Origin of the sequence: Collinsella sp. LCP21S3_C7, from assembly GCF_052118485.1 — a bacterium.
Taxonomy (GTDB): domain Bacteria; phylum Actinomycetota; class Coriobacteriia; order Coriobacteriales; family Coriobacteriaceae; genus Collinsella.
In genome coordinates this window covers 142,645-156,104 of the sequence record NZ_JBQKHC010000001.1, presented here as the reverse complement: position 1 = coordinate 156,104, position 13,460 = coordinate 142,645, and the positions used below count along the sequence as shown (strand labels likewise).

13 protein-coding genes are annotated in these 13,460 nt (G+C 59.8%); 9 read left to right on the top strand and 4 right to left on the bottom strand.

Annotated features, from left to right (window positions below; translation table 11 throughout):
- Positions 1 to 118 precede the first annotated feature (118 nt).
- The 3 genes from ACTQ1E_RS00740 to ACTQ1E_RS00730 all read right to left on the bottom strand — a co-directional run bounded on the left by ACTQ1E_RS00740 (position 119) and on the right by ACTQ1E_RS00730 (position 2,242).
- Positions 119 to 688 (bottom strand): tryptophan transporter, encoded by a 570-nt coding sequence (locus tag ACTQ1E_RS00740; protein WP_427794869.1) that lies wholly within the window; start codon positions 686 to 688, stop codon positions 119 to 121.
- Between the two features lie 144 nt (positions 689 to 832).
- Positions 833 to 1,063 (bottom strand): hypothetical protein, encoded by a 231-nt coding sequence (locus ACTQ1E_RS00735; protein ID WP_441015732.1) that lies wholly within the window; start codon positions 1,061 to 1,063, stop codon positions 833 to 835.
- Positions 1,064 to 1,324: 261 nt separating this feature from the next.
- Positions 1,325 to 2,242: a diacylglycerol/lipid kinase family protein gene (locus ACTQ1E_RS00730; RefSeq protein ID WP_427727874.1), complete on the bottom strand. Its 918-nt coding sequence runs from the start codon at positions 2,240 to 2,242 to the stop codon at positions 1,325 to 1,327.
- A 98-nt stretch (positions 2,243 to 2,340) separates the two neighbouring features.
- Here ACTQ1E_RS00730 and rnd point away from each other — a divergent pair, with 98 nt between their 5' ends.
- The 7 genes from rnd to ACTQ1E_RS00695 all read left to right on the top strand — a co-directional run bounded on the left by rnd (position 2,341) and on the right by ACTQ1E_RS00695 (position 9,453).
- Positions 2,341 to 3,474, top strand: a complete 1,134-nt coding sequence (gene rnd / locus ACTQ1E_RS00725) for a ribonuclease D (protein WP_441564387.1) — start codon at positions 2,341 to 2,343, stop codon at positions 3,472 to 3,474.
- A 238-nt stretch (positions 3,475 to 3,712) separates the two neighbouring features.
- Positions 3,713 to 4,417 carry a zinc metallopeptidase gene (locus ACTQ1E_RS00720; RefSeq protein WP_154517280.1) on the top strand — a complete coding sequence of 235 codons (705 nt, stop codon included), beginning with the start codon at positions 3,713 to 3,715 and terminating at the stop codon, positions 4,415 to 4,417.
- Between the two features lie 115 nt (positions 4,418 to 4,532).
- Positions 4,533 to 5,984, top strand: coding sequence for an exodeoxyribonuclease VII large subunit (gene xseA / locus ACTQ1E_RS00715; RefSeq protein WP_441564386.1), 1,452 nt, complete (start codon positions 4,533 to 4,535; stop codon positions 5,982 to 5,984).
- Between the two features lie 42 nt (positions 5,985 to 6,026).
- Positions 6,027 to 6,293, top strand: a complete 267-nt coding sequence (gene xseB / locus ACTQ1E_RS00710; protein WP_006234311.1) for an exodeoxyribonuclease VII small subunit — start codon at positions 6,027 to 6,029, stop codon at positions 6,291 to 6,293.
- Positions 6,294 to 6,448: 155 nt separating this feature from the next.
- The gene (locus ACTQ1E_RS00705; protein WP_035137921.1) at positions 6,449 to 6,784 is read left to right on the top strand and encodes a histidine triad nucleotide-binding protein; all 336 of its coding nucleotides are present in this window, start codon (positions 6,449 to 6,451) and stop codon (positions 6,782 to 6,784) included.
- 147 nt (positions 6,785 to 6,931) lie between these two features.
- Positions 6,932 to 8,110 carry an acetate/propionate family kinase gene (locus ACTQ1E_RS00700; RefSeq protein WP_006234305.1) on the top strand — a complete coding sequence of 393 codons (1,179 nt, stop codon included), beginning with the start codon at positions 6,932 to 6,934 and terminating at the stop codon, positions 8,108 to 8,110.
- Positions 8,111 to 8,274: 164 nt separating this feature from the next.
- Entirely contained in the window at positions 8,275 to 9,453 is a 1,179-nt protein-coding gene (locus ACTQ1E_RS00695; protein ID WP_441564385.1) for an acetate/propionate family kinase, read from the top strand.
- Between the two features lie 548 nt (positions 9,454 to 10,001).
- Here ACTQ1E_RS00695 and pta read toward each other — a convergent pair.
- A complete protein-coding gene (pta, locus tag ACTQ1E_RS00690) occupies positions 10,002 to 10,982 on the bottom strand; it encodes a phosphate acetyltransferase (protein ID WP_427718446.1) in 981 nt (326 codons plus the stop codon).
- A gap of 231 nt (positions 10,983 to 11,213) precedes the next feature.
- Between pta and glf the strand changes: the two genes are divergently transcribed.
- A complete protein-coding gene (gene glf, locus ACTQ1E_RS00685) occupies positions 11,214 to 12,416 on the top strand; it encodes a UDP-galactopyranose mutase (RefSeq protein WP_427729079.1) in 1,203 nt (400 codons plus the stop codon).
- Positions 12,409 to 13,440, top strand: coding sequence for a glycosyltransferase family 2 protein (locus ACTQ1E_RS00680; RefSeq protein ID WP_441564384.1), 1,032 nt, complete (start codon positions 12,409 to 12,411; stop codon positions 13,438 to 13,440). Before glf ends, ACTQ1E_RS00680 begins: the two co-directional genes overlap by 8 nt.
- The last annotated feature ends 20 nt before the right edge of the window (positions 13,441 to 13,460 follow it).

Sequence of the window (13,460 nt, the reverse complement as noted above, 5' to 3'; positions counted from 1 at the left end):
GCGGTCTACATGGTAGCAAGTATTACTACTTGGAGAAGACCTTCTTGAGCGGAATGCTGAGGGCCTGGACCAGGATGGCGTTGAAGACGGCGGTGCCTGCGTGTGGCTTGTCGGCTACTTAGTCGTTAAGCTTGAGGGCCTTCTTAATGGGGATGTAGAGGGCGGTCACGATGATGGCGTTGGCAACACCGGTGGCGACGACGACAGGAGCCATGACGCCCATGAAAGCCGGGTTGTTCATGACGCCAAAGGAGAAGATCGCCGCGTAGATCATGCCGGAGATGAAGGTGACAACAAAGGTGCTGACGAGCGGGAGCAGGCCCTTGACCTTGGAGTCGGCGAGCACGGAGACGAGCAGAGCCATGACCATGGCGGCGACGGGCTCGGCGATCAGGTCGGGGCCCTTGACGGAGGCGGTGATTTGGATTACCACGCCGGCGAGGAGGCCGATAATCGCGGATTGGCCGATGTTGGGCTTGACGATGAGAATCTCGAGGCAGAAAGCCGCGATGATGAACTCGGGCGAGAGGAAGCCTCCGGTGAGGCCGCTAAAGAACTTGGAGACGGTCATGTTGAGGACGAAACCGGCGGCGAGGAGGATGGCATAGAGAGTGAGTGCCTTGAGGTCGAGTTTGCCGCGGTCAGTGGTCTGGACGGTGCGGGGCTGGGCGGTGGTGTTCTGAGACATGTTGAAAATCCTTTCGGAAGGGGAGTGCAAGGGAAAAGCGGAGGCGCGTGATGCGAATGCGATCGGGCTCGAGATAGAAAAAGGCCCCCGGTCGAAACCGGAGGCCTTTCAATCACCTAGAGCGCAAAAACAGGCGTGAGGGACTCACTGTCGACCGATCGTATTCGCATCACGCCACCACCAGTTGTTGAGGGACTTCATCGCGTTCTTCATCTTGGTGGCTCCTTTCGTGATGCCATGGCGCAGTCGCACCTTGTTTCTGTTGCGTTGCACTATAGCACAGCAAAGTGTTTGCGGGGAATCTTTTTTGAAAGATTTCAGCGACGTTTCCCGCCGGTCGAAGGGGCGGGCTGAGCGGGGGGCGACCTTGGCCATCCCGCCCGCGCCTTAAGGTGTGGGGTTCTTAGGCCTTCTTGCGACGATAGATCACGAAGCCACAGACACCGATGATGATGGCGCCAACACCCATGGCGGCCATGTTGTTGCCCTTGGACTTCTCCTCGGTGATTGGATGAATATCATACCAATGTGGATTTACTTCTTTCGGCGGTGAATCAGGTTGATGGCGTAGCCCACGAGCAGGGCCAGAACGATGACGATAAAGCCAAGGATAGGGTTGTCGTTCACGGGGTTCTCCTATTTTCCGAGTGGTGAGAATTCGTCGACGATGAGGTCGAGGCATTGCGGAAGCGCGCGGGCGCCAAAGACACCGGAGTTGCTGGAGATGATCTCGCCATCGAACTGCATGCCCAGCGACGGCGTGCAGGTAATCTTGGCTTCCTTGGTCTGGATAATCTTAAACTGCGGGCGGCCGAGCACCTTGCCGGCGGGGTCGAGCGCGGCGGTGATCACCGTGGGGAGCAGCTGCACCGTGCGCACGGGTTCAATAACGACGATGTCGACCATGCCGTCGTTCATGCGGCAGTTGGGGAACAGGTTGATGTCGTTTTGGATGACTGAGGTATTGCCCGCCATGCAGCAGATGCCGTCGAGCTCCTCGACCATGCCGTCGTGTTCAATGGTAAAGTGCGCCACCGTGGGGTTGGGCGTGGCGAGCGCGGAGAGGAAGTAGGCGATCTCGCCAATGTCGTTTTTGGTGGGAGCGGCCTTCATCATGATCTCGGCGTCGAAGCCCGAGCCGGCGATGATGATAAAGCCGTGGCGCTTCTCGTTACCGTTCTCGTCGATCCAAAAGAGCTCACCCATGTCCACCTTGACCGTGCGGCCGGCGCGGCAAGCCTTGGCAAGCGCCGCCGCCTCGGGGGCATTACCGATGTTGTTAAAGAACAGGCAGGCCGTGCCTGAGGGGAAGATGAGCGTAGGGACACCGCACCCGCGCATCTGGTCGAGCACGTTGGAGACGGTGCCGTCGCCGCCCGAAACGACTACGCGGTCGAACTCCCGAACGTCCGCTACCGCGTCCTCGGGCTCCATGCCATCGCCGATAAAGCGCATTACGACCTCGTCGCCGCCCTGTGCAAGAGCGTGCGTGAATGCGTAGATTTCATCGGAGCTGGGACCCGATGCCGGGTTGTGGATGATAAGGCAGCGCATACTTACGTTCCCGTTCTGTGACTAACCGAGTATAGTTGTAGGGCAATGCCGATATCCTACCCGTGTTTTTCGGGCCTAACCTTATTCGATGGGTTGATATGTACATTTCCACACATCAGGCTCTACTCGACTTTTGTCAGCGCGCTCGTGAGTTCGACGCGATTGCCGTCGATACCGAGTTTTTGCGCGAGCGCACGTTTCATCCGCGCCTGTGCCTGGTTCAGATTGCCACCCCTGCCGAGAGCGTCGCGGTCGATCCTTTGGTGATCGACGACTTATCGCCGCTGGCCGAGCTTATGGCCGACGAGAGCGTGGTCAAGGTCTTCCACGCCTGCTCGCAGGATATGGAGGTCATGCTCCACACCGTGGGCGCGCTGCCGCGACCGATTTTTGACACACAGGTCGCCGCCGCCTTTTTGGGCGAGCGCCAGCAGATTTCCTACGGCGCGCTCGTTCAGACGTTCTGCGGCGTATCGCTGCCCAAGACCGAGTCGCTGACCGATTGGTCGCGCCGCCCGCTGAGCGATAAGCAGATTGAGTACGCGATCGATGACGTCAAGTATCTGATCGTCGCCTATACCGAGATGATGAGCCGTTTGCGCGAGCTTGGCCGCGTGGACTGGGTGCTCGACGAGTTGCGCCCGCTGGCAGACGAGTCGCACTACCGCGCCGACCGGCATGAGGCATTCCGCAAGGTCAAGCGCATCAACTCGTGTAGCCGCCATCAGCTGGGCATTGCGCGCGAGCTTGCCGCCTGGCGCGAGGACCGCGCCGAGCGCCGCAACATCCCGCGCAAGTGGGTCATGTCCGACGATACGCTGCTGGCGCTCGTCAAGCGCAATCCTGTGCGCGTTGAGGAGTTCCGCAGCATCCGCGGCACCGATCAACTGGGGGAGCGCGATGTGGACGGCGCGCTCATGGCCATCAAGCGTGGCGCGAGCTGCCCGCACGATCGCCTGCCGCTCATGGTGCGCGGACATCGCCAGATCTCTCCGGAGCTGGAGAGCGTGACGGATCTCATGTACGCGCTCATTCGCCTGGTTGCCGAGCGTTCGGGCGTGGCGACCTCGGTCATTGCCTCGCGCGATGACCTGGCCGACTATATTGAGCATCCCGAGCAGAGCCGCCTGCGCGAAGGTTGGCGCTTTGAGCTTGTGGGCTCGCGCCTGGACGATCTGCTCTCGGGCAACATGGGGTTGACGGTGAAGGACGGCAAAATCGAGCTCCTGTAGGTATATGGTTACGCGGTTTTACCAAACCGCGTAACAACTCGACGCTGCAAACGGGCGAGAGCGGCAATCTGACGTTCAATCGTCGCTCGCGTACCAAAGTACGCGTCGCTTCTCTTTCACGTCACCTTGCTCGCTCTCGGCCGTTTTCGCTGACATTGCCAAAACATCGATACTGTCTCGTTGGCTGGGCGAGTGGGTAGAATGCCTCCAACGTGTAACTCGATTCGGAGGAATTCGCATGCCCTATTACTATGGTTATGGCTTTGGCATCGACCCGCTGTACCTGCTGGTCGTCCTTGTTTGTACGGTGCTCGGTCTTGCCGCGCAGAGCTACATCAACTCGACGTATAAAACCTGGTCCAAGGTTCGCTCGGACGGCGACACGGGCGCTGCGGTCGCGCGCCGCATGCTCGACGCCAGCGGTTGCAATGCCGTGGGTATCAAGGGCGTTGCCGGTGAGCTCACCGACCATTACAACCCGCAGGATAACAACCTGTATCTCTCGGATGCCAACCGTTCGGGCGGATCGGTCGCAAGCGTTGCCGTCGCCTGCCACGAGGCGGGCCACGCCGCCCAGCGCCAAAGCGGCTATGCCATGATGAAGGTGCGCACTGCCCTGGTCCCGGTCGTCAACTTTACCCAGAACACCTGGACCATCGTGCTACTCATGGGCCTGTTTATGAACATCGCGGGACTCACGACCCTCGCGCTGATCTTCTTCTCGTTTAGTGTGTTGTTCCAGCTGGTTACGCTGCCGGTCGAGATTGATGCCAGCCGCCGCGCCGTGGCGTACATCGAGCGGTCGGGCATGAGCTCCAAGCAGGTCAACGGTGCCAAGAAGGTCCTGACGGCAGCCGCACTTACCTATGTTGCCGCAGCGCTCACCTCGATCATTCAGCTGCTCTACCTGATGGCTCGCTACAACAGAAACTCCAACCGATAACAAATTGGCTTGACAGGCGCCGCGGGGATTTGTGTCCCCGCGGCGCTGTACTATGTGTTGGACTTGAATTTGCGCAGGGCTGGAGCCTTTGTGCGCGATAACGAAAGGAGGCTGCGTGGCAGGCTGGAATCTAACCGGCAATGCTGTTTCCGCCGAGTTTGACGGCTCGGACGATCGGGAGCGCAAGGAACTCAGCGTGAGCCAGGCGGTGGAGATCGCCGCCGGTGCACTCGATGCTATTCCGCAGCTGAGTGTCTTGGGCGAGGTCACGGGTTTTCGTGGCCCCAATGCCCGAAGCGGCCACTGCTACTTCCAGATTAAGGACGATTCGGCCGCCGTTGACTGCATCATTTGGAAGGGTGCCTATCTCAAGCGCACGTTCGATCTGCGCGACGGCATGCAGGTGAGCTTTAAGGGTAGCTTCAATCTCTATAAGCCCACGGGCCGCATGAGTTTTGTCGCCCGCTCGTTTTCGCTGGCGGGGGAGGGTCTGCTGCGTCAACAAGTGGCGCAACTGGCCGAAAAGCTGAGCCGCGAGGGCCTGATGGACGAAGCGCGCAAGCGCCGCATCCCGGTGTTCTGCTCGCGTGTGGCGGTCGTCACCTCGCTTTCGGGTGCCGTAATCGATGACGTCAAGCGCACATTGCGTCGTCGCAACCCACTCGTCGAGCTCGTTTGCGTGGGTGCCAAGGTTCAAGGCGAGGGTGCGCCGGCAGAGCTTATTGAAGGCTTGCGTCGCGCCGCTTCCATTACGCCGGCGCCCGATTGCATTTTGCTGGTGCGTGGCGGCGGTTCCTTCGAGGACCTCATGACCTTTAACGACGAGGAGCTTGCCCGCGCGGTGGCGGCTTGTCCTGTGCCCGTGGTGACCGGCATTGGCCATGAGCCCGATACCTCGATCTGCGACATGGTGAGCGACCGTCGCGCCTCCACGCCCACGGCGGCGGCAGAATCGGTGGCGCCGGCTATGACGGAGTTGGCCGACGTGCTTGAGACGCGCCATCAGCGTCTGGGCGCCGCGATGGCTTCGATGATCGGGTCGGATCAGGTTGATCTGGAAATGCTCGACCAGCGCGGTCGCCGCGCTTGGGATACCTATACGGCCCGTCTGGGCGATGCGCTCGATGCGGCCGCGTGCCGCCCGTGCCTCAACGATCCAACGTTTATGGTCGAGCGTCGCGAGTCCGAGCTTGCCCTGACGGCCGATCGCCTGTCCGGCGCCATAACGCGTTCGGTTGGGGCCTTCCGCTCCGACTTTGAGCACCTGCCCGAGCGTCTGGTTGCAAGCACCTCGGGGCTCGATGGCAAACGCCATGCGCTCACGCTTGCGAGCTCCCGTCTGGAGCATCAGGGGCGCACGATGCTCAGCAAACCCGCGTCCGACCTGGGCCGAGCTGCTGCGTCGCTCGATGCCTTGTCGCCGCTCAAGGTGCTTGCCCGCGGTTACTCCATCGCGTACAGCGATGACGGTGTGGCTACGAGCGCCAAGACCTTTAAGCCCGGCGACGCTATTCGCGTGCGCATGGCGGACGGCAACGTGGCAGCAACCGTCAACGCGGTCGAGTAGACCGCGTTTCACAGTGATAGACCCTTAGGAAAGGAAACAGATATGGCAGAGAAGACCCCGGTCGAGCAGCTTACGTACAAGCAGGCCTCGCAGGAGCTGGAGCTCATCATCCGCAGCCTGGAGTCGGGCGATATGGAGCTCGAGGAGTCGCTCGAGAGTTATACCCGCGGCGTCGAGCTCCTCAAGAGCCTGCGTACCCGCCTGTCCGATGCCGAGCAGAAGGTCTCGGTGCTCCTGAAGGACGTCGACGGCAACGACGTGCTCGCCGACGGCGAAGCCGCCAACACCGACGACAACCTCTCGTTCTAACCACCTCGCAGCCTACTTTGGGGTAGTCTTTTTGGGACGGGGCTTTTTTGACTACCCTTGCGCGACGGCTCGCCAGGTGCCTGCGCTTGCGAAAAAGTAGTCAAAAAAGCCCCGTCCCAAAAAGACTACCTTGGTCTGTGAGAAAGGAACCAACCATGTGTGATTGCATCTTCTGCAAAATTGCCAACCACGAGATCCCCTCAACCGTTGTCTATGAGGACGATCAGGTCATCGCCTTTGACGACCTCAACCCCCAGGCGCCGGTCCACACGCTCGTAATCCCCAAGAAGCACTACAGCGACATCGCCGACAACGTACCTGCCGAGACCATGGGCGCCATGGCCCACGCCATCCAGGAGGTCGCTAAGGCCAAGGGCCTGGAGGACGGCTTCCGCGTCATCTCCAACAAGGGCGTCAATGCCGGCCAGACCGTCATGCACTTCCACATGCATGTCCTCGGCGGCAAGAACCTGGGCGAGAACCTCATCTGAGGACGCTTCTTCCGTGGGATGAGGCGAAAGCTTGGGCACCGATAACTTATATATCAACGCAATAAACCCGAGCGCGAGGGCGTTTGGGTTTATTATTGAGGCGTATGTAACCTGGCGGCGCCACACCGCCTGTTAGTAGGGAGACACATGAACGTTCTGGTCGTCAACGCAGGATCTTCGACCCTTAAGTATCAGGTCATCGATACCAAGTCTCACAAGGTGTCCGCAAAGGGCTCCTGCGAGCGCGTCTGCTTTACCGGCGGTACCTTCACCCACGCTGCCAACGGCTCCAAGAAGGTGACCGAGAACATCGAGTTCCCCGACCACAAGGTCGCCATCGAGGTCGTCCTGAAGGACCTCGAGGCCAACGGCGTCAAGATCGAGGGCATCGGCCACCGTATCGTTCAGGGCGGTTGGTACTTCGGCGATTCCTCCCTCGTCGACGAGGACGTCCTCGCCAAGATCCGCGAGGTCGCTCCGCTCGCCCCGCTGCACAACAACCCCGAGGCCAACGTTATCGAGTACTGCCTCGAGCAGTATCCCGACCTGCCCAACGTCACGGTCTACGACACTGCTTTCCACTTCAACATGCCCGAGGTCGCCAAGACTTACGCCCTGCCCAAGGACGTCTGCGACAAGCTGCACATCCGTAAGTACGGCGCTCACGGTACCAGCTATCGCTACATCTCCAAGAAGGTCGCCGAGATGACCAACGGCGAGGCCCGCAAGGTCGTCGTGTGCCACATCGGTTCTGGCGCCTCCCTGTGCGCCATCGAGGACGGCAAGTGCATGGACACCACCATGGGCTTGACGCCGCTCGACGGCGTCATGATGGGCACCCGCTGCGGCTCCATCGACCCGGCTACCGTGTGCTACCTGCAGCGCGAGGGCGGCTACACCTTCGACGAGGTCGACGAGATGATGAACAAGAAGTCCGGCCTTTTGGCTGTGACCGGCGGCAAGACCAACGACTGCCGTAACGTCGAGGAGCTCGCCGCTGCTGGTGACCCCGAGGCTCAGCTCGCCTTCGATATGTTCGTCTACAAGATTGCCGCCAAGGCAGCCGAGATGGCAACCTCCATGTGCGGCATGGACACGCTCGTCTTTACCGCCGGTATCGGCGAGCACGCTCCGGCTGTCCGCGCCGGTGTGGCCGATCGTCTGGCCTTTATGGGCGTCAAGATGGATCACGCTCGCAACGCTCTGCGTGGCGATGGCGCTTGGTGCCTGTCCGCTAAGGATTCCAAGGTCAAGATCTTCGTCATCCCCACGGACGAGGAATTCATGATCGCTTCCGACGTCGAGCGCATCGTCAACGGCAAGTAATTGCAAGAGGGGAGGGGCTGGACGACCGAGCGCCGTTCGGCCCCTCTTTTGTGCTCGTTGGGCGATATGCTTGATAGCTATTTATCAAGTTGTGATAACTTCTTATTAAAATGCGGCCGCCTTAAGGGGTCTGCGTCGACCGTATTGCACTGCAAAGGAGTCTCATGAACGTACTTGTTGTCAACGCCGGCAGCTCAAGCCTTAAATATCAGCTTTTGGATACCGATACCCGAGAGGTTTTCGCCAAGGGCAACTGCGAACGTATCGGTTCGGACATGGGCATCTTTGGCCACTCCGAGAACGGTGGCGCCAAGCAGACCGAGGAGGTCCCTTTCCCCGATCATCGCTCTGCTATCGCTCGCGTGCTCGAGGAGCTCGAGAAGACCGACTTTACGATTGATGGCATTGGCCATCGTATCGTTCAGGGCGGCTGGCACTTCGATGATTCCGCAGTTGTCGACGACGAGGTTATGGCCAAGATTCTTGAGGTGGCACCGCTTGCTCCGCTGCACAACTACGGCGAGGCCGCAGCAATCGAGTATTGCCGCGAGAAGTATCCGGAGCTGCCCAACGTCGCCGTCTTCGATACCTCGTTCCACATGACCATGCCCGAGGTCGCCTATACCTACGCGCTGCCCAAGGACGTGTGCGACAAGTACCACGTGCGCAAGTACGGCGCCCACGGCACGAGCCACCGCTATGAGTGGATGATGGCCAAGGAGATCCTGGGTTCGCGCTGCCACCGTCTGCTTTCGTGCCATTTGGGTAACGGTGCTTCGCTTGCCGCCATTGAGGACGGCGTGTGCCGCGACACCACGATGGGCCTCACGCCGCTTGACGGTCTGATGATGGGTACCCGCTGTGGTTCCATTGACCCGGCCACCGTGTGCTACCTCCAGCGCGAGGGCGGCTACAGCTATCAGGAAGTCGATGACATGATGAACAAGCAGTCTGGTCTGCTTGCCATCTCGGGCATCTCCAACGACGCCCGCGACATCCGTACACGCGCCTCCGAGGGCGACGAGCGCTGCCTGCTCGCCTTCGATATGTTCGCCTACAAAGCCATGCAGCAGGCTGGCTCCATGATCGCTTCTATGGCGGGCGTGGACACCATCACCTTTACCGCCGGCATCGGCGAGAACGACTGGTCGATCCGCAAGGCCTTCTGCGACTGCTTTGAGTGGCTGGGCGTGCGCATCGACAACAACAAGAACCGTGAGGCCGTGGGCAACGGCCCGCAGGTCATCAGCTCCGCCGGTTCCGCCGTCACCGTCATGGTCATCCCCACCGACGAGGAATACATGATCGCCCGCGACGTCGAGCGTCTGACCAAGAACAACTAGCGTGCCGATTGCATGTAAACGAAAGGCCTCCTGAGCAACAGCTCCGGAGGCCTTTTTTACTAGCAGAAGGACAGCGGAAACTCCATCCCGTTTCGAGCACAAATTCTGGGACACGCTTTCCGGTTGAGGCACGTTGCGGAAAGTGCGACCCACAATAAAGCAAAATTCCGTCCCATAGTTTCCCAAACAAGCCCCAAGCGGAAGCTGCATCCCGCAATCCGCCTCCAAACCGGGACACGCTTTCCGGCACAACAACCGCCGAGGCCCTATCAGCCTTTCAAATCCAAAGTGACCATATCCGCATCGTTTGCCCCCCAGCAACGGCACCCATCCATTCAGTTTCTCAGCCCCAGCTCGTAGCCAAGCCGCCGTCCACTCCAGATCCCCTGAGCACCACGTGGCGGCAGGGACCCTACAAGGTAAAGCTCTGAAAACATTCCGCAGGACGCATGAAACCCCCGCCGCACGAAGTGCGCAGCGGGGGTTTCATGCATGTCCGAGGACGTTTTCAGAGCTTTACCCTGTAGGGTCCCGAGGGGATACGTCCGCTACTCAGCCATCTGAGCCTGGACGGCGGTGATGGCCACGACACCCACGATGTCGTCGGCAGAGCAGCCGCGCGAAAGGTCGTTAACCGGCTTGGCGATGCCCTGCAGGATGGGGCCGTAGGCGTCGGCGCCGGCGAAGCGCTGGACCAGCTTGTAGCCGATGTTGCCGGCCTCGAGGTCGGGAAACACGAGCACGTTGGCCTTGCCGGCAACGGAGGAGCCGGGAGCCTTGAGCTGGGCCACGTTGGGGACGATGGCGGCGTCGAGCTGCAGGTCGCCATCGATGGCGAGCTCGGGGGCCTTCTCCTTGCAGAACTTCACGGCCTCCTGGACCTTCTTGGCGACCTCGCCGCCGGCGGAACCCATGGTGGAGTAGGAGAGCATAGCCACGTGCGGCTCAACGTTGCCCATGAAGGTGGACCAGGAGTGAGCGGAGGCGATGGCGATCTCGGAGAGCTCATCGGAGGACGGGTTGATGTTGAGGCCGCAGTCGGCGAAGATCAGCGTGCCGTCGGTGCCGAACTGCGGGGTGTCGGTGCACATCACAAAGAAGGCCGAGACCAGCTTGGTGCCCGGGGCGGTCTTGAGGATCTGCAGCGCGGGGCGCAGGGTGTCGGCGGTGGAGTGGCAGGCGCCGGAGACCAGACCATCGGCATCGCCCATCTTGACCATCATGGTGCCAAAGTAGGTGGCGTCCATCACCTGGGCGCGAGCCTGCTCGATGGTGACGCCCTTCTTGGCGCGGAGCTCGGCAAACTTCTGCGCGTACTCCTCGTGCTTCTCGGCATTGCGCGGGTCGATGACGGTAGCGCCGGGAACGTTGATCTCGTCGGGGTTGCCCAAGATGACGATCTTTGCCAGGCCCTCCTCGATGATCTTGGTAGCTGCGATGATGGTGCGCGGATCTTCGCCCTCGGGCAGGACGATCGTCTTAAGGTCGGCCTTGGCGGCAGACTTCATACGGTTTAGGAAATCGCTCATGTTACTCCTTACAAGCGTTTCGCTAAGCTCCAGGCACCCGGCTGTCCACGAATAAACCCGCTGCTAGCGGGTTTACCTTTCAAATATGTACGCCGGGGTGCTTGAGCTTTCCTTGTGTGGCAAGCTCATTATAGGACGCATTAGCGCTATAATCGCTCTGATAAATATGTCTCGAAGAATGTTCGAGAAAAGCCCAGCTAACGAGCCCGTGGCTTTTGACAAGGAGTATCGATGCAGATTACCTCAGGCCTGCCTGAAGGCTTTAACGCCGGCGCATACGACATGATTGTCGTCGGTGCCGGGTATGCCGGTGCCGTTTGTGCCCGCCGTCTTGCCGAGACCATCGGCTATCGCGTTGCCGTTTTGGAGCGCCGTGGCCACATTGCGGGCAATGCTTACGACTGCTTTGATGAGGCCGGGATCCTGGTCCACGAGTATGGTCCGCACATTTACCATACCTTTAACGAGCGCGTCCACAATTTTCTGTCGCGCTTTACCAAGTGGACGGACTACCAGCACAAGGTGCTTGCCAATATCAACGGCACCCTTATGCCCGTGCCCTTTAACCACGCGAGCCTCAAGCTCGCCTTTGGCGATGAGCGCGGCGAGGAGCTGTATCAGAAGCTCGTGGAGACCTTTGGCAAGGACGTCAAGGTGCCCATCATGGAGCTGCGCAAGAAGAACGACCCGGATCTTGCCGAGGTCGCCGATTATGTCTACGAGAACGTCTTTTTGCATTACACCATGAAGCAGTGGGGCCAGACGCCCGACCAGATCGATCCCTCGATCACCGGCCGCGTTCCCGTCTTTGTGGGCGACGATGACCGCTATTTCCCGCAGGCCCCCTTCCAGGGCATGCCGCAGGACGGCTATACCGCGTTGTTCGAGCATATGCTCGACCACGATCTGATTGATGTGTTCTGCGACGTGGACGCCCGCGACCTCTTTGAGATCGACGAGACCACCGTCAAGATCGACGGCAAGGTCTATGGCGGCGAGATCGTCTACACCGGTCCGCTCGACGAGCTGTTCAACCTCGACTTGGGCGCTCTGCCGTACCGTACGCTCGACATGAAGTTCGAGACGCTCGATATGGACCAGTTCCAGCCCGTGGGCACCGTCAATTACACCACGAGCGAGGATTACACGCGTATCACCGAGTTCAAGAACATGACTGGTCAGGTCCTGCCCGGCAAGACCACCATCATGAAGGAGTATTCCAAGGCCTATACGCCCGGCTCGGGCGAGACGCCCTATTACGCCATTCTGGAGCCCGAGAACCGCGAGCTCTATGAGCGCTATCTTGAGCGCGTCCAGAACCTGACGAACTTCCACCCGGTGGGTCGCCTGGCCGAGTATCGTTACTACGATATGGATGCCGTGACCAACTCTGCCCTCGATCTTTCGGATGAGATTATCGCCTGCCATGCATAAAGTCATATCATTCGGTATTCCCTCGTATAACGCCGCCAAGGACATGGACCATTGCATCACCTCCATTCTGGAGGGGAGCGATTATGCCACCGATATCGAGATCATCATCGTCGATGACGGTTCCAAGGACGAGACGGCAGCTAAGGCCGATGAGTGGGAGGCGCGTTACCCCGGTATCATCCGCGCGGTGCATCAGGAGAACGGCGGTCACGGCATGGCCGTCCTCTCGGGCCTGCGCGAGGCGCAGGGCACCTACTACAAGGTCGTCGACTCGGACGACTGGCTCGACGGTGCGGCGCTTTCGACCATGCTTTCGATTCTGCGTGGCTTTGAGGAGCGCGACCAGCGCGTCGATCTGTTTATCTCGAACTATGTGTACGAGAAGGTTTACGAGGGTACGCATACCGCTATTGGCTACAAGTTTGCCCTGCCGCGCAAAAAGATTTTCTCTTGGGACCAGATCGGACACTTCCGTCCCGATCAGAATCTGCTCATGCACAGCCTGTGTTATCGCACGGATGTGCTGCGCGCGTCCAATCTGCCTATGCCGCCGCACACGTTCTATGTCGACAATATCTACGCCTATGTGCCGCTGCCGCGCTGCAAGACCATGTACTACGCCGACATCGACCTCTATCGTTATTTTATCGGTCGCGAGGGCCAGAGCGTCAACGAGGCCACGATGGTCAAACGTCTGGACCAGCAGTTTCGCGTGACGCGCATTATGATGGAGGCGTTCCATCTGTACAGCGATGTCGAGTCGTCGCGTCTGCGCGCGTACATGATGGGCTATTTCACCATGATGATGGCAATTTGTTCGGTGCTAACCAAGCTTTCCGATGAGGATTGCGCCGACGAGCGCCTGACGACATTGTGGAGTGATTTGAAGGCCTACGACGAGCGTATGTATCGTCGTGCACGCTACGGTGTGGTCGGCTTCTTTACCAACCTGCACGGGCGGGCTGGAGACAAAACCACACTCGGCCTATACCGTCTTGCCTCAAAGATCTTCAAATTCAACTAGCTGTTGAGTAATCGCTGCTG